Annotated in this window: 19 protein-coding genes and 1 pseudogene; 13 read left to right on the forward strand and 7 right to left on the reverse strand. The window is 62.4% G+C overall.

Features of this window, described 5'->3' with window-relative positions; all coding sequences use genetic code 11:
- Positions 1 to 27 precede the first annotated feature (27 nt).
- The 12 genes and pseudogenes from urtB to BLW24_RS03435 all read left to right on the forward strand — a co-directional run bounded on the left by urtB (position 28) and on the right by BLW24_RS03435 (position 9,630).
- Positions 28 to 1,470: an urea ABC transporter permease subunit UrtB gene (gene urtB, locus BLW24_RS03380; protein WP_420875023.1), complete on the forward strand. Its 1,443-nt coding sequence runs from the start codon at positions 28 to 30 to the stop codon at positions 1,468 to 1,470.
- A pseudogene (urtC, locus tag BLW24_RS03385) lies at positions 1,470 to 2,565 on the forward strand (urea ABC transporter permease subunit UrtC). The gene urtB and the pseudogene urtC overlap by 1 nt, the downstream one beginning before the upstream one ends.
- On the forward strand, positions 2,565 to 3,416 hold the full coding sequence (gene urtD / locus BLW24_RS03390) for an urea ABC transporter ATP-binding protein UrtD (RefSeq protein ID WP_090376693.1): 852 nt from the start codon (positions 2,565 to 2,567) through the stop codon (positions 3,414 to 3,416). The pseudogene urtC and the gene urtD overlap by 1 nt, the downstream one beginning before the upstream one ends.
- Before the next feature lie 96 nt (positions 3,417 to 3,512).
- On the forward strand, positions 3,513 to 4,211 hold the full coding sequence (urtE, locus tag BLW24_RS03395) for an urea ABC transporter ATP-binding subunit UrtE (protein WP_090376696.1): 699 nt from the start codon (positions 3,513 to 3,515) through the stop codon (positions 4,209 to 4,211).
- A 63-nt stretch (positions 4,212 to 4,274) separates the two neighbouring features.
- Positions 4,275 to 4,691, forward strand: a complete 417-nt coding sequence (locus BLW24_RS03400; protein WP_139272632.1) for a hypothetical protein — start codon at positions 4,275 to 4,277, stop codon at positions 4,689 to 4,691.
- The gene (locus BLW24_RS03405) at positions 4,688 to 5,521 is read left to right on the forward strand and encodes an urease accessory protein UreD (RefSeq protein ID WP_090376701.1); all 834 of its coding nucleotides are present in this window, start codon (positions 4,688 to 4,690) and stop codon (positions 5,519 to 5,521) included. Before BLW24_RS03400 ends, BLW24_RS03405 begins: the two co-directional genes overlap by 4 nt.
- Positions 5,522 to 5,524: 3 nt before the next feature.
- On the forward strand, positions 5,525 to 5,827 hold the full coding sequence (gene ureA, locus BLW24_RS03410) for an urease subunit gamma (RefSeq protein ID WP_003347927.1): 303 nt from the start codon (positions 5,525 to 5,527) through the stop codon (positions 5,825 to 5,827).
- A 2-nt stretch (positions 5,828 to 5,829) separates the two neighbouring features.
- Positions 5,830 to 6,342 (forward strand): GNAT family N-acetyltransferase, encoded by a 513-nt coding sequence (locus BLW24_RS03415; protein WP_420874978.1) that lies wholly within the window; start codon positions 5,830 to 5,832, stop codon positions 6,340 to 6,342.
- Positions 6,342 to 6,872 (forward strand): GNAT family N-acetyltransferase, encoded by a 531-nt coding sequence (locus BLW24_RS03420; protein ID WP_090376706.1) that lies wholly within the window; start codon positions 6,342 to 6,344, stop codon positions 6,870 to 6,872. Before BLW24_RS03415 ends, BLW24_RS03420 begins: the two co-directional genes overlap by 1 nt.
- Positions 6,869 to 7,177 (forward strand): urease subunit beta, encoded by a 309-nt coding sequence (locus BLW24_RS03425; protein ID WP_090376709.1) that lies wholly within the window; start codon positions 6,869 to 6,871, stop codon positions 7,175 to 7,177. Before BLW24_RS03420 ends, BLW24_RS03425 begins: the two co-directional genes overlap by 4 nt.
- A 109-nt stretch (positions 7,178 to 7,286) precedes the next feature.
- On the forward strand, positions 7,287 to 8,987 hold the full coding sequence (ureC, locus tag BLW24_RS03430; protein WP_090376711.1) for an urease subunit alpha: 1,701 nt from the start codon (positions 7,287 to 7,289) through the stop codon (positions 8,985 to 8,987).
- A gap of 142 nt (positions 8,988 to 9,129) precedes the next feature.
- Positions 9,130 to 9,630 carry an REP-associated tyrosine transposase gene (locus BLW24_RS03435; RefSeq protein ID WP_090376715.1) on the forward strand — a complete coding sequence of 167 codons (501 nt, stop codon included), beginning with the start codon at positions 9,130 to 9,132 and terminating at the stop codon, positions 9,628 to 9,630.
- 146 nt (positions 9,631 to 9,776) lie between these two features.
- Here BLW24_RS03435 and BLW24_RS03440 read toward each other — a convergent pair whose 3' ends face one another.
- The 7 genes from BLW24_RS03440 to BLW24_RS03465 form a co-directional block, all read right to left on the reverse strand.
- A complete protein-coding gene (locus BLW24_RS03440) occupies positions 9,777 to 10,043 on the reverse strand; it encodes a DksA/TraR family C4-type zinc finger protein (protein WP_090376720.1) in 267 nt (88 codons plus the stop codon).
- Between the two features lie 74 nt (positions 10,044 to 10,117).
- Positions 10,118 to 10,981, reverse strand: a complete 864-nt coding sequence (locus BLW24_RS03445) for an isocitrate lyase/PEP mutase family protein (RefSeq protein ID WP_090387619.1) — start codon at positions 10,979 to 10,981, stop codon at positions 10,118 to 10,120.
- A 130-nt stretch (positions 10,982 to 11,111) separates the two neighbouring features.
- A complete protein-coding gene (locus tag BLW24_RS03450; RefSeq protein WP_090376723.1) occupies positions 11,112 to 12,110 on the reverse strand; it encodes a type II secretion system F family protein in 999 nt (332 codons plus the stop codon).
- A gap of 72 nt (positions 12,111 to 12,182) precedes the next feature.
- Positions 12,183 to 12,914: a substrate-binding periplasmic protein gene (locus BLW24_RS03455; protein WP_090376726.1), complete on the reverse strand. Its 732-nt coding sequence runs from the start codon at positions 12,912 to 12,914 to the stop codon at positions 12,183 to 12,185.
- Positions 12,915 to 12,991: 77 nt separating this feature from the next.
- Positions 12,992 to 13,276, reverse strand: a complete 285-nt coding sequence (locus BLW24_RS26330) for a hypothetical protein (RefSeq protein ID WP_420874979.1) — start codon at positions 13,274 to 13,276, stop codon at positions 12,992 to 12,994.
- A 35-nt stretch (positions 13,277 to 13,311) separates the two neighbouring features.
- Positions 13,312 to 13,752, reverse strand: coding sequence for a substrate-binding periplasmic protein (locus tag BLW24_RS26335; RefSeq protein WP_244161075.1), 441 nt, complete (start codon positions 13,750 to 13,752; stop codon positions 13,312 to 13,314).
- Between the two features lie 102 nt (positions 13,753 to 13,854).
- The gene (locus tag BLW24_RS03465; RefSeq protein WP_167360316.1) at positions 13,855 to 14,769 is read right to left on the reverse strand and encodes a substrate-binding domain-containing protein; all 915 of its coding nucleotides are present in this window, start codon (positions 14,767 to 14,769) and stop codon (positions 13,855 to 13,857) included.
- Between the two features lie 290 nt (positions 14,770 to 15,059).
- Here BLW24_RS03465 and BLW24_RS03470 point away from each other — a divergent pair, with 290 nt between their 5' ends.
- Entirely contained in the window at positions 15,060 to 15,788 is a 729-nt protein-coding gene (locus tag BLW24_RS03470) for a VC0807 family protein (protein WP_090376733.1), read from the forward strand.
- The last annotated feature ends 2 nt before the right edge of the window (positions 15,789 to 15,790 follow it).

Here is a 15,790-nt window from a genome sequence, read left to right on the forward strand (position 1 = left end):
AATACATCCGGGCCAAGGCTTGCCAGCCTGCTCGAACGCTGGTCCGCCGCGCCGGATGCCGCGCGCCTGCCGCTGCTCGAAGCCCTGCAACAAGGTCGCGTCGCCGCCGACAGCAGCAAAACCGCCTTTATCGAAGTAAGTGGCGCTTATCAGCCCGCCGAAGGCGCCGCACAACCGGTCGAAACACCGAAGAAGCTGCGCCTGAATAACCGCCTGCGCGGCCTGATCGCCACTGCGGTGGCCAGCCACCAGCTGCTGGTCGATGACCCGGCGCTGCGCCTGGCTGCCGCCCAGCAACTGCAAAAGAGTGCCAAACCGGCGCAACTGCAACTGCTCAACGCCCAGGTCGCTAGCGAAACTGATGATGCCGTGCGCGACGCTCTGACCCTGGCCCTGGCCAACCTGCAGCTGGTCGACAGCGACCTGGCCGTGCGCCTGCTCGGTGAAACCGGTGATCCGCTGGCCCGCACCCGCCTGGAAGCCCTGCTCGACCCGGCCGTGGAAAGCGACCCGACGGTACGCACCGCCGCCGAAACCAGCCTGGCTCAGGTCAAGCGCAAACTGCTGATCGGTGAGCTGCTCGGCCAGGCCTTCAGCGGCCTGTCGCTCGGTTCGATCCTGCTGCTGGCCGCACTCGGCCTGGCCATCACCTTCGGCCTGCTCGGCGTGATCAATATGGCCCACGGCGAGATGCTGATGCTCGGCGCCTACTCCACCTATATGGTGCAGGTGCTGTTCCAGCGCTTTGCCCCGGAAGCCCTCGCACTCTACCCGCTGGTAGCGCTGCCGGTGGCATTCTTCGTCACCGCCGCCATCGGCATGGCGCTGGAGCGCACGGTGATTCGCCACCTCTACGGTCGCCCACTGGAAACCCTGCTGGCCACCTGGGGCATCAGCCTGATTCTGATCCAGCTGGTACGCGTACTGTTCGGCGCGCAGAACGTCGAAGTGGCCAACCCCTACTGGCTGTCCGGCGGCATTCAGGTGCTGCCGAACCTGGTGCTGCCCTACAACCGCATCGTGATCATCGGCTTCGCCCTGTTTGTGGTGGCGCTGACCTGGCTGCTGCTGAACAAGACCCGCCTCGGCCTCAACGTGCGCGCCGTAACCCAGAACCGCAATATGGCGGCCTGCTGCGGCGTACCGACGGGACGGGTGGATATGCTGGCGTTCGGTTTGGGCTCCGGTATCGCCGGCCTCGGCGGCGTGGCGCTGAGCCAGATCGGCAACGTCGGCCCGGACCTAGGGCAGAGCTACATCATCGACTCCTTCCTGGTGGTGGTGCTCGGCGGCGTTGGCCAACTCGCCGGCAGCGTGATGGCGGCCTTTGGTCTGGGCATCGCCAACAAGATTCTCGAACCGCAGATCGGTGCCGTGCTCGGCAAGATCCTTATCCTCGCGCTGATCATTCTGTTTATTCAGAAACGCCCGCAAGGTCTGTTTGCTTTGAAAGGACGGGTGATCGACTGATGACTATGCCCCTGAATCAAACGTTGCTGGCCCGTGCCAGCGTCAAGCTTGGCCCGCAAGTGTCGCTGGCCATCGGCCTGCTGGTACTCGCCGTGCTGCTGGCCATGCCGCTGCTGCACCTGCTGCCGGCGGAGCACGCCCTGCATGTTTCGGCCTACAGCCTGACCCTGGTCGGCAAGATCCTCTGTTACTGCATCGTCGCCCTGGCGCTCGATCTGGTCTGGGGTTACGCCGGCCTGCTGTCGCTCGGCCACGGCCTGTTCTTTGCCCTCGGCGGTTACGCCATGGGTATGTACCTGATGCGCGAAGCGGCCGGCGACGGCTTGCCGGCGTTTATGAGCTTCCTCGCCTGGACCGAACTGCCCTGGTACTGGTACGGCACCAGCAACTTCCTCTGGACGCTGTGCCTGGTGGTGCTGGCCCCTGAGTTGCTCGCGCTGGTGTTCGGCTTCTTCGCCTTCCGTTCGCGGATCAAGGGCGTGTACTTCTCGATCATGACCCAGGCGCTGACCTTCGCCGGCATGCTGCTGTTCTTTCGCAACGAAACCGGCTTTGGCGGCAACAACGGCTTTACCAACTTCCGCACCATTCTCGGCTTCGACATCACCTCGGCGCACACCCGCGCGGTGCTGTTCTTCGCCACGGTGGTGTTGCTGGTGGCCAGCCTGTACCTGGGCTGGACCCTGGCGCGCAGCAAGTTCGGCCGGGTGCTCACCGCGCTGCGTGATGCGGAAAACCGCCTGATGTTCTGCGGCTACGACCCACGCGGCTACAAGCTGTTTATCTGGGTGCTCAGCGCCGTGCTGTGCGGCCTGGCTGGCTGGCGCCTTGTATGTGCCGCAGGTGGGCATCATCAACCCCAGTGAAATGTCGCCGACCAACTCCATCGAAGCGGCCGTGTGGGTCGCCCTGGGCGGGCGCGGCACGCTGATCGGCCCGCTGCTCGGCGCAGGCTTGGTCAACGGTATGAAGAGCTGGTTTACCGTGGCCTTCCCCGAGTACTGGCTGTTCGCCCTGGGCTTTCTGTTTATCGTCGTGACCTTGTTCTTACCCAAAGGGGTCATCGGCCTGCTGCGTAAAAAGGGAGAGCAATGATGCGCGCCACTCCGGTCCCCGAATTGATGCTCGAACCCGCCTATGACCCGGCCGGCAGCGGCCGCGATGCGATTGGTGCAAGTACCCTGGCCAGCAAGGGCCTGAACGTTCGTCACGGCACCATCCTGACCCTGGAAGACATCAACGTCAGCTTCGATGGTTTCAAGGCGCTGACCAACCTGACCCTGTACATCGGCGTCGGTGAACTGCGCTGCGTCATCGGCCCCAACGGTGCCGGCAAGACCACCATGATGGACGTGATCACCGGCAAGACCCGCCCGGACAACGGCGTCGCCTACTTCGGTGAAACCCTCGACCTGACCCAGATGAGCGAGGTGGAAATCGCCCAGTCCGGCATCGGTCGTAAGTTCCAGAAGCCAACGGTGTTCGAAGCGCTCAGCGTGTTCGAAAACCTCGAACTGGCGCAGAAAACCAACAAGTCGGTGTGGGCCAGCCTGCGCGCCAAACTCAGCGGCGAGCAGAAAGACCGCATCGATGAAGTGCTGCAGACGATCAAGCTCGACGCCTCACGCAATCGCCCCGCCGGGCTGTTGTCGCACGGGCAGAAACAGTTTCTCGAGATCGGCATGTTGCTGGTGCAGGACCCGCAACTGTTGCTGCTGGATGAGCCGGTGGCGGGCATGACCGACGCCGAAACCGAGTTCACCGCCGAGCTGTTCAAGTCGCTGGCGCGCAAACACTCGCTGATGGTGGTGGAGCACGATATGGGCTTCGTCGGCAGCATTGCCGACCACGTCACCGTGCTGCACCAGGGCAGCGTGCTGGCCGAAGGCTCATTGGAGCAGGTGCAGAACGATGAGCGGGTGATCGAGGTGTATCTCGGCCGCTAGAACGTAGGGTGGATGACGCTTTTCTCATCCACCACAGCCACTGCACGGTGGATCGATAAAGCGCGATCCACCCTACGCATAAACAAGGACATCGACATGCTGCAAGTTGAGCAACTGCATCAGTACTACGGCGGCAGCCATATCCTCCGGGGTCTGTCGTTCGACGTGACGCTCGGCGAAGTCACCTGCCTGCTCGGGCGTAACGGCGTGGGCAAGACCACATTGCTGAAATGCCTGATGGGCCTGATCCCCGCAAAGGAAGGCGCGGTGAACTGGGAAGGCCAGCCCATCACCGCCTTCAAACCGCACCAGCGCGTGCACGCCGGCATCGCCTACGTGCCCCAGGGCCGGGAGATCTTTGGCCGCCTGACCGTGGAAGAAAACCTGCTGATGGGCCTGTCACGCTTTCCCGGCAGCGAAGCCAAGGTGGTGCCGGAATTTATCTACGAGCTGTTCCCGGTGCTGCGCGAGATGAAGCAACGCCGCGGTGGCGACCTCTCCGGCGGTCAGCAGCAACAGCTGGCCATCGGCCGCGCGCTGGCCAGCAAACCGCGCCTGCTGATCCTCGACGAGCCCACCGAAGGCATTCAGCCTTCAGTGATCAAGGAGATCGGCGTGGTGATCAGGAAACTCGCCGAACGCGGCGACATGGCCATCCTGCTGGTCGAGCAATTCTATGATTTCGCCGCCGAGCTGGCCGATCAGTACCTGGTGATGAGCCGTGGCGAAATCGTCCAGCAGGGCCGTGGCGAAACCATGGAAGCCGACGGCGTGCGCGGACTGGTCGCAATCTGAATGACGACGCTGGCACTGCACTTTGCGCATAATCAGGCTTTCGCCCACGGACTCGAGGCCCCGATGTTTGCCCTGCGTCACGCCCTGCTCCCGCTCACTGCACTGACGGGCATCGCCCTGCTGATCTGGGCCGGCAGCCAGCCGGACTACTGGATGCTACGCGCCCTGCCCGCCGGCAGTGAACTGCCCTACCCGCTGAAACCGGTGCTGGTTTTCTGCGCCGTCGTCCTGGCCGAATGCAGCCTGCTGCTGGCGATACTGCGCCCGCGCTCCTATTGCCGCTCCTGGGGCCGCGCGCTGTGCGCCAGCGTGCTGGCCATCGGCCTGGCGCTATTCTGGCTGCAAGGTGCGCTGCATGCACCGCCCTACTACGGCATGCACCTGCAATGGTGGTTGGCGGTCAGCCTGGGCCTGGTGCTACTAAGTGTTTACTCCGCCGTGCAAGCCTGGCGCCAACGGCGCAACCGGGTGAAGGCATGAACGCCCCCGCCGCCGTCTTCACCCCCAGCTGGCACGCCGAGCTGGAGCTGGGCTATGGCCGCGACGGTGACTGCACACGGCCGACCTTGCGCCGGCATAAAGGCCCGCTGCGGGTGCAGAAGCACCTGTACGCCGAAGGGCCCGAGGTGTGCCAGCACATCATCGTCCACCCGCCCGGCGGCATTGCCGGCGGTGACCGCCTGGATATTTCGGCCAAGGTCGACAGCAACGCCTGGGCACAATTGACCAGTCCCGGTGCAGCCAAGTGGTACCGCGCCGCCGGCCCGGCGTACCAAAGCCTCAAGCTGCGCGTCGAAGCCGGTGCCACCCTGGAATGGCTGCCGCAGGAAACCATTGTCTACGCCGCTGCCCAGGCGGAACTGACCACCGAGATCGACCTTGAGGGCGATGCCAGGCTGCTCTATTGGGACATCGTCGCCCTCGGCCGTCCCGCCAGCGGTGAACGCTTCGATGCCGGCCACTTCCAGGCCCAGCTGAATATCCGCCGCGACGGCCAGCTGCTCTGGCACGAACGTCAGCGCGTGGTCGGTGCCGATGGCCTACTCGACTCGCCCATCGGCCTGGCGGGCAAACCGGTGTTTGCCACCCTGCTGATCAGCGGTGAAATCGACAGCGAACTGCTGGAACACTGTCGCAACCTGAACACAGCGGTGCGCGGCGACCTGACTCAATTACCCGGCCTGCTGGTGGCCCGCTGCCTGACCGACGAAGCCTTGCACGCGCGCGCCTGGCTGATTGCCCTCTGGCAGTTGCTGCGCCCGGCCCTGCTCGGCCGCACGGCCGTCCCCCCACGAATCTGGAGCACCTGAACGATGGACCTGACACCCCGCGAAAAAGACAAACTGCTGATCTTCACCGCCGGCCTGGTGGCCGAACGTCGCCTGGCCCGTGGGGTAAAGCTCAACTACCCGGAAGCCATGGCCTATATCTCCGCCGCGCTGCTCGAAGGCGCGCGCGACGGCCAGACCGTCGCCGAGCTGATGCACTACGGCACCACTCTGCTGACTCGCGATCAGGTGATGGAAGGCATCGCGGAAATGATCCCGGAGATTCAGGTCGAAGCGACCTTTCCTGACGGCACCAAGTTGGTCACCGTCCATCAGCCGATCGCCTGAATATGATTATTCAAGACGCTACCGCCGCCGACCTGCCTGCCATCCTGGCCATCTACAACGATGCCGTGCAGCACACCACGGCGATCTGGAACGAAACCCTGGTCGACCTGGGCAACCGCCAGGCTTGGCTGAATGAACGCAGCGCGGCCGACTTTCCGGTGTTGGTGGCCCACAGCGACACGGGCGAGGTGCTCGGCTATGCCAGCTACGGCACCTGGCGCGCCATCGAAGGCTTTCGCCACACCGTTGAGCACTCGGTGTATGTACGCAGCGACCAACGCGGTCAGGGCCTCGGCCCGTTGCTCATGCACGCCTTGATCGAACGCGCGCAAGCGGCCGGTCTGCACGTGATGGTCGCCGCCATCGAGAGCGGCAACAGCGCCTCAATCCGCCTGCACGAGCGCCTCGGTTTCGTCACCACCGGCCAGATGCCCCAGGTCGGCCGCAAGTTCGGCCGCTGGCTGGACCTCACCTTTATGCAACTGATGCTTCGCCCCGAAAGGAGTGAAGCCTGATGCTGAGCATTGAGCGCCTCGACGCAGCTGACTTTGAGCCTTATCGCCAGGGCCTGCGGGCCCTGCTGCTCGACTCCGTGGCACATGGCGCCTCGGTGGGCTTTCTCGCCGACCTCGATGCTGACGCGGCCAATGTCTATTTCGACCAGGTACTGGCCGGCATACATGACGGCACCCACCTGCTCTGGCTGGCCCGTGAGCAGGGCCAGGTGCTGGGCAGCGTGCAACTGGTGCTGTGCCAGAAACCTAATGGCCTCAACCGCGCCGAAGTGCAGAAGCTACTGGTACACAGCAACGCCCGCCGCCGAGGCATCGCCAACAGCCTGATGCAGCGCCTGGAAGGTGAAGCAGCCGAGCGACAACGCGGTTTGCTGTACCTGGACACCGAAGCCGGCAGCGATGCCGAAGCCTTCTATCAGGCACTTGGCTACAGCTGCATCGGCGGGCTACCCGACTATGCCTGTGGCCCTGACGGCCAATACCGAGCAAACGCCATCTACTACAAAACCTTGTCGAGGCCACATCCATGATTCCCGGCGAATACCAGATTCAGGACGGCGAAATCGAGCTTAATGCCGGCCGTCGCACGATCAGTTTGAGCGTGGCCAACAGCGGCGACCGGCCCATCCAGGTCGGCTCGCACTATCACTTCTTCGAAACCAATGACGCGCTGACCTTTGACCGCAGCGCCGCACGCGGTATGCGCCTGAATATCCCGGCCGGCACTGCAGTGCGCTTCGAGCCGGGGCAGAGCCGCGAAGTGGAACTGGTCGACCTGGCCGGCCATCGCCGCGTGTTCGGCTTTGCCGGACGGGTGATGGGCGAACTGGATTAAGCACACTTATCAGGGCCTTAGGGAGGGGCTTTAGCCGCGACTCCGCGGTATCGCGGCTAAAGCCCCTCCCACAGCACTCAACCGCACGCACTGTTCAGGACGTTGATTGATGAAAATCTCCCGCCAAGCCTATGCCGATATGTTCGGCCCCACCGTCGGCGACAAGGTGCGCCTGGCCGACACCGAGCTATGGATCGAAGTGGAGCAGGACTTCACCAGCTATGGCGAGGAGGTGAAGTTCGGCGGCGGCAAGGTGATCCGCGACGGCATGGGCCAGAGTCAACTGTGTGCAGCGGATGTGGTCGATACCCTGATCACCAACGCGCTGATCATCGACCACTGGGGCATCGTCAAGGCCGACGTCGGCCTCAAGGACGGCCGCATCGCCGCCATCGGCAAGGCCGGCAACCCGGATATCCAGCCCGACGTGACCATCGCCATCGGTGCCGGCACCGAGGTAATCGCCGGCGAGGGCATGATCCTCACTGCGGGCGGTATCGACACCCATATCCACTTTATCTGCCCGCAGCAGATCGAAGAGGCGTTGATGAGTGGGGTGACCACCATGATCGGCGGCGGCACCGGGCCGGCCACCGGCACCAACGCCACCACCTGCACCTCGGGGCCCTGGCATATGGCGCGCATGCTGCAGGCCGCCGACGCCTTCCCGATGAACCTGGGTTTTACCGGCAAGGGCAATGCCAGCTTGCCGGAGCCGCTGATCGAGCAGGTCAAGGCCGGCGCCATCGGCCTCAAGCTGCACGAGGACTGGGGCACCACTCCAGCGGCCATCGACAACTGCCTGAGCGTGGCCGACCAGTACGACGTGCAGGTGGCGATACACACCGACACGCTGAACGAGTCCGGCTTCGTCGAAACCACCCTCGGCGCGTTCAAGGGCCGCACCATTCACACCTATCACACCGAAGGTGCCGGCGGCGGCCATGCGCCTGACATTATCAAGGCCTGCGGCTTTCCTAATGTGCTGCCCAGCTCGACCAATCCGACCCGACCGTTCACCAAGAACACCATCGATGAACACCTGGACATGCTGATGGTCTGCCACCACCTCGACCCGAGCATCGCCGAGGACGTGGCCTTCGCCGAGTCACGGATTCGCCGCGAAACCATCGCCGCCGAAGACATCCTGCATGACCTCGGCGCGTTCAGCATGATCAGCTCCGACAGCCAGGCCATGGGCCGGGTTGGCGAGGTGATCACGCGCACCTGGCAGACCGCAGACAAGATGCACAAGCAGCGCGGCCCGCTGGACGGCGACGGCCCGGGCAACAGCAACTTCCGGGTCAAACGCTATATCGCCAAATACACCATCAACCCGGCGATCACCCACGGCATCAGCCATGAAGTGGGTTCGATTGAAGTGGGCAAGTGGGCCGATCTGGTGCTCTGGCGCCCGGCGTTCTTTGGGGTCAAGCCGACGCTGATTTTGAAAGGCGGGGCGATTGCCGCCAGCCTGATGGGCGACGCCAATGCCTCGATCCCAACGCCACAGCCAGTGCACTACCGCCCGATGTTCGCCAGCTACGGCGGCAGTCGGCATGCCACCAGCATCACCTTTATCAGCCAGGCCGCGTTTGATGCAGGTGTACCCGAGCAGCTGGGCCTGAAGAAGAAGATCGGCGTGGTCAAAGGCTGCCGCTCGGTGCAGAAGAGCGATCTGATCCACAACGACTACCTACCGACTATCGAAGTGGACCCGCAGAATTATCAGGTCAAAGCCGATGGCCAGCTGCTCTGGTGCGAGCCGGCCGAGGTGCTGCCAATGGCGCAGCGCTATTTCCTGTTCTGATCCAGGTGTTGGGCTTCGCTGCGCTCAACCGCAACCTGCATAGAAACCCGTAGGTTGCGGTTGAGCCGCGCAGCGGAGAAGCCCAACACCCAGCCCCCTGATCTACACTCGAAACATATTGCACTCACCAAGGACGGTGAATATGCGTTATCGACGCGCCTGGGTGCCAGGCGGCACCTACTTCTTTACGGTCACGCTCGCTGATCGCAGCCAAACATTGCTGACCGACCATATCGAGCCACTGCGCCAAAGCATTCGCCGCGTTCGCACCAGCAATCCATTCGATATTCTGGCAATGGTGGTGTTACCCGACCATCTACATTGCATCTGGCAACTACCGAAAGACGATCTGGATTACCCAACTAGATGGGCCCTGATCAAACCAGGTTTCAGCCGTCAGATAGAACGAGGCGAATGCGTTTCGCTTTCGCGTCATCTCAAAAGAGAGCGAGGCATCTGGCAGCGGCGCTATTGGGAGCATTGCATTCGCGATGAGCATGACTTGCAGCGGCATATCGACTACATCCACTTCAACCCGGTCAAGCACGGCCATGCCCAGCAGCCAATTGACTGGCCATATTCATCCATTCACCGCTACGTGCGCCAAGGCCTGCTGCCAGCAGACTGGAGCGGAACTCCGTAGGTTGGGTTGAGGAGCGAAGCGACAAAGCCCAACGAGACATGCCAAGTACCTGTTGGGCTTCGCTACGCTCAACCGCAACCTACATAGTCACCCGTAGGTTGCAGTTAAGCCGCGAAGCGGTGAAACCCAACAAGAGCCAGACACCCTCAGCGCAGCTGACTGTCCTTACTGCCCCGGCGGTTATAGCCGCTGAATCTGGCCTGCTCCTTGTCGTGCTCGGTCTGGCAGGCAACGCACAGGGGCACGCCGGGTATGGAGTTGCGCCGCGCCTCAGGAATCACCGCGTCGCACTCCTCGCAGTGGCTCAGGCTCTCGCCTTTCGGCAGTTGGCTGCGAGCACGCTGGATGGCGTCCTCGATGCTGCTGTCGATCTGCTCCTGTACCGCCCCGTCAGTTGCCCAACCACCGGCCATCGCAATTGTCCTCCGCTGTGTATACCTCTAGATATGCGCCGTCTGCGGGCGAATCTCAAGCGCACGCGGTCGCCCTACTCCTTGACCTCCATAAACTCGCGCGCCCAGACGATATAGTCCTCGGGTTGGGTGTAGGTGTGGGTCAACTCGGTGGCACTGAGGTCGCAGGCATCGACGCCGCGCTGCTCACGCAGACAGTCGTAAGTGGCCTTGATCGCCGCGAAGTAAGCCGCATGGCCGTTGACCACAATGCGCACGCCGAGGCTGGCCAGACGGGCGTTGTCACGCAGCTTGGGGTTGCCATAGGTGACCAGCATCAGCGGAATACTCAGGGCTGCGGCGATCTGCTCCAGGTGGGCAAAATCCTCGACCCCAACCAGGCAGATGGCATCAGCGCCGGCCGCCTGATAGGCCTGGGTACGGCGAACCACCTCACTGACATCCAGCACGCCGGCATGGGTGCGAGCGATGATCGCCAGGTCTGGATCAACCCGTGCCTCCAGGGCCGCGCGGATTTTGCCGACACCTTCGTCGATGCTGATCAGGTCGGTCGATTTGCGGCCGAGTTGCGCCGGCAGCAGCGTGTCTTCGATGGTCAGCGCAGCAATACCGGCGCGCTCCAGTTCCACCACGGTGCGCATTACGTTGAGCGCATTGCCATAGCCGTGGTCAGCATCGGCTATGACCGGCAGGCGGCTAACGCGGCCAATCCGCGTGGCCTGCTCGACAAACTCACTGAGGGTGATCAGGGCGAAATCCGGTGCGGCCAATACTTGTAGTGAAGCTACAGAACCACCCAGAATGCCCACTTCAAAGCCCAGGTCAGCGGCAATTCGAGCAGCCATAGGGTCGAACACAGAAGCGGTGTGATAGCAGCTATTCGAAGCAAGAAGCGCACGAAATTGCGCGCGAAGGTCGTAATGCGAGGCTCTTTGCATGGGGTGCACCATCGGTCATGGTCAATTCTGAGCAAGGGATTATGTAGCAAAACTACAAAAACCGTCATGTAGTAAAACTACATAGTCGACCAGTAACCTTGCGCCCGCCTTTCAGCTCACCCGCCGCGCACTAACCCAAGTCCGCAGGCAAGCGTGGACCAAAGCCGCCACCGGTGAGCAGCCCATAGGCCATCCACAGCATCACCCCGGCATACAGCACGCGTGGTAGCCAGGTGGCCAGCTGTTCGGTCAGGCTATCCAGCTTCTGGGTTTCCACCTCGGCATAGTTGAGCAGGCTGGCCGGTAAGGCGCCACTGGCCTCCCCCGTACGAATCAGCCCAAGGGCCAACCCTTGCCCGGGGAAATCCACACTGGCCAACGCCTGCGCCAGGTTTTGCCCGCGCTGCACAGCCAACTGCACACCGCTGAAGCGGTTGCGCAACGGCGCATGGCGGATCACCGCGCAGGCCTTGGGCAGGGCTTCGAGCATGGGCATGCCAGCCTCCAGCATCAGCCCCAGGCTGTCGAAAAAGTCGCGCAGATTACGCCGCAGCAACGCGGGACCGAGAATCGGCACATTCGCCAACAGGCCATCGAACGGCGAAGCCTCACCAGCAGGCGCGCGCTCACGACGCAGGTAAAACCCACGACCCAGGCCATAGAGCGTGCCCAGCACCAGCAACGGCCAGAGCACACCCCACAGATAACCGGCGATGCTCAGCTGGCCGCCGACCAATGCGGGCAGCGGCTGGATAAACAGCGCCAGCACCAACACGGCTGCCGGCAACAGCAAGCGTGACTTCACGGCGGCGGCCTGTTGCGCCCGGTGGTTGTAACGCTCGGCCAAGCGCTGATAAACCGCCGCCAGGCAGCCGCTGGTCTGAGCGGCATGCAGCAAGGTGCTGTCCAGCGGAGCGAACAAGCCACTGCGCAGCCCGGCACTGGCCATATCACTACCGCCGGCGATATGAGCTTGCAGGCTGGCCAGCGCAGCCCTGGCGCGCGCTGGCACTTGCAGGCTGAGCAGCGCCCGCTCGACTGGCACACCGGCTTTTTCCATAGCCGCCAGATGGCCGAACAACTGGGCGCGCGCAGCAAAATCAGGCAAGGCAGGACGTGGGGGCGGCATAGGTGGGCTCAACGAAGTCAGATCGACATAGCAGGCGTCAGGTTAGCAGGCCGCGCATTGCAGAGCAGCGGGCTATTCAGTGGCCGTCGGTAACTCGGCATGCGGCAGCCAGCGGCGGAATATCTGCGCGAAGCTGCCGTCCTCATGCATGGCATCGAGGGCGCGCCGCCAGCGTTCGACCAGCGCCTTATCGGTCTGCGGGGAGAAGGCTATGTAGTAAGCCGACCGCATAAAGGGCAAGTGCGCCTGCACCTGGTCCGGGCGCAAACCGCCGCTGGCCAGTTCGTCCTTGAGAGTCAGGTCTTCAGTGGCGATCAACTGCACCCGCTCATGTTTGAGCATGGTCACCATATTCTTCGAGCTGGGAACCCCGTAGAGATTCTTGAAACCACGCGCGCTGAGGGTTTCAAAGGTGTACCACTGTTTCGGCACGGCCAGCGGCCCGCTCTCGGCGGCTTGCTGCAGGTTGTCGAAACGCAGATTGCGCGATTTCAGCGAGTAGAAGCTGGTGGTGCCAATCAGCAGCGGGCCGACCCATTGAAACTTGCTCTCACGCTCCGGCGTACGCACGGTGGAGAAAATTGCCGTATTCGGCTCCTGCTGAGCCAGGTGGTAGCCGCGCGTCCAGGGCAACAGCTCGATCTTGCCGGGGTCGCCGGTACGCTCGATCAGCGCACGCACCACTTCTACGGCCAGGCCGTGCAACTCGCCATCACGGCTAAAGCTGGTCGGCGGCGCTTCCTCGGTAAGCAGATACAACTCGGCACGCACGGACCCGACCAGACAGAGCAGTAGCCAGATCATCAGCGCGCAGCATGGTTTGAGCAAAGTGGGTTCTCCCGGTACTGACTTCAGCCTAGCTCATAGCCGGGCAAGTCGCGTTATGGCAAGGAAGGTGCGGTCGGCAGGCTGAACGGCTGGGTAAACCAGCGTTTATGAATCCGCTCCAGGCTGCCGTCGCGCAGCAACTCATCAAGGGCCAGCTGCCATTGCCGGACCAGAGCAGGGTCGGTGTTGTTCGAAAAGGCGATATAGGAGTTGTCCCCCATAAAGGTGAACTGCAATTCCACCTCATCACGGCGCATGCCTTGCTGCGAAAGCATGTCATCCAGTGCCAGGTTATTCGCCACCAACAGCTCGATACGGCCGTACTTGAACATTTTCATCATGTGCTGGGGCGTTGGCACTCCGTAGAGGTTTTTCATACCACGGTCGCTGAGGTACTCATAGGAGTACCACTGCTTGGGCACCGCGAGGGTGTTGAAGCGCCCGACTCCTGCAGCGTGCGCACATTCAACCCGGCGCCGCGTCGCGCATAGAAGCTGGTATACCCCCGGGCAATCGGCCCGACCCACTGGAACAGTGCCTCGCGCCGTGCGGTGCGTACCGTGGAGAACAAGCCGCTGTTGGCCTCGCGCTGCACCTGATGGTAACCGCGGGTCCAGGGCACCAGTTCGATGCGGGTGTCCTGTCCGGTACGCTGAATCAGCAGCTCGACCACTTCCACGGCCATACCAGTCAGCCTGCCATCTTCGATATAGCTCAGCGGCCGGTACTCCTCGGTATACAGGCGCAACTCGGCAGCCTGCGCAGATGTACAGCAGCCAAGCAACAACACAACAAACCAGGACTTCAACCACATTGGGCAACACCTGCAAACACACAAACAATGGGCCGAAAAGCAGAATGATAAACAGCCATTGGTTCAGCAACCAGCAACGTTCTGCGGCAAATCAGCGCGAGCTTAGGGATTACCGGAAAGTTCAAACTCGCGGGCCCGCTGCCATTGCGCCAGGTTCTCGCGATTTACCTGCTGCACCTGCAGCGCGATATTCACCGGCTGCGGCGCAAGTTCGCCACGCAGGCTTTGTGCGGCCAATTGCACGGACTGATAACCGATGGCATGGGCTTGCTGGATCATCAGGCTATGGATCTCGCCCTTGCTCAGCGCTTCAATCAACAGAGGATCACCATCGAAACCGATATGAACGAGCTCACCCGCCTTGCCGAGTCGGCGCAGTGCCGCCAGAGCGGCACGTGAGCTGGTGCTGTTGGGGGTGAACACCCCAGCCAGTTGCGGCAACTGCTCACGCAAGGCATCCACCGCCGCCTGGCTGTCGTCGCCAATAAAGGTATCGACCAGGATACTCAGGCCACCCTGCTCCGCGCCCTGGCGAAAGCCACGCTCACGCTCGCTGGTCGAGAGCACGCCGGCCTTCAGGCGCAACAACGCGACCTTGCCCTGCCCGCCGAGCGCCACAGCCAGGGCCTGCCCGGCCTGCACGCCGGCGAGGAAATTATCAGTGGAGACCACACCGCGCACTGCACTTCCGGGCAGATCACGGTCGAAATACACGGTATTGATGCCACTGCCCGCCAATTGCTGCACACGTGGGGCGATCTCGGGGCCGCTGGGGGCGATAACCAGCGCCTTGCAGCCATATTCCAACACCCAATTGATCATCTGCAGCTGGGTTTCCACCCGTCCCTCGCGGCTGGGCCCGCGGAAATGCACGTCCAGATCAAGCGCTTGACCCGCCTGTCGCGCGCCCGCCTCCACCTGCACCCAGAAGGGCGTGGCTCCCGCCGCCACCACACCGATACAGTCCTTTGCCAACGCTTGAGTAGTCCAACTGGTCAACACAACGAATAGCAGCACATAGTTCGCTTGGCATCGGCAGTACATCAGCATCACTCCCAAAACCTGGCGACGCTATGCACAACATTCGTGCACCACACCTAACAGCGCTCAGGCGTCACCGTAGAGTTACTGATATCACTCTAGCATCAGGCCATTAGCCTCGCCGGGCATGGGACTAGCGGTCATCCGCCAGAAAACCGTGTTACACACCTGCCCCTCACACTTTTTCACACTCCAGGCGACGGCTGGGCTGGTAGCCGCCGCTCAAGCAGGCCATCATCGCGTCTCTTTCCTGCACTTTGAATGACATGACCGATACCACGCAAAGCACTCAGGCCACGCACAAACCCCGCCCGCTGATCGATTTGCTGGTCAGTATCCTGATTCCCTCCCTGATTCTGATGAAACTCAGTGGCGAGAGCCGACTGGGTGCCGACGGCGCGCTGATACTGGCGCTGGCCTTCCCGCTGGGCTGGGGCAGTTTCGAGCTGCTCAAGTACCGCAAATTCAACTTTATCGCGCTGCTCGGCCTGATCAGTGTGCTGCTTACCGGCGGCATTGGCCTGCTCAAGCTGGACAACCAATGGCTGGCGATCAAGGAAGCGGCGATCCCCGGCATCATCGGTATTGCCGTGCTGGTATCAACCCGCACCCGCTTCCCGCTGATTCGCACCATGCTGTTCAACAAGACCGTGCTCAACGTCGACAAAATCCATGAGCGCCTGGAGCAGGCCGGCAATACCGAGCGCTTCGAAGCGCGCTTGCTCAGGGCCACCTACTGGCTGAGCGGCACCTTCTTCTTTTCCTCGGCGATGAACTACGTGTTGGCCAAGTGGATCGTGATCAGCCCGGCTGGTAGCGAAGCCTTCAACGAAGAGCTGGGGCGGATGAACCTGCTCAGCTATCCGATGATCGCGATCCCCTCGATGATCATGCTGATGGCCATCTTCTATTACCTCTGGCGCACCATTCACGGGCTTACCGGCCTCAAGCTGGAAGACGTGATGGCCAATGCCGAGCAGGAAAAACAGTCTTAAAC

Source organism: Pseudomonas anguilliseptica, assembly GCF_900105355.1.
Taxonomy (GTDB): Bacteria; Pseudomonadota; Gammaproteobacteria; order Pseudomonadales; family Pseudomonadaceae; genus Aquipseudomonas; species Aquipseudomonas anguilliseptica.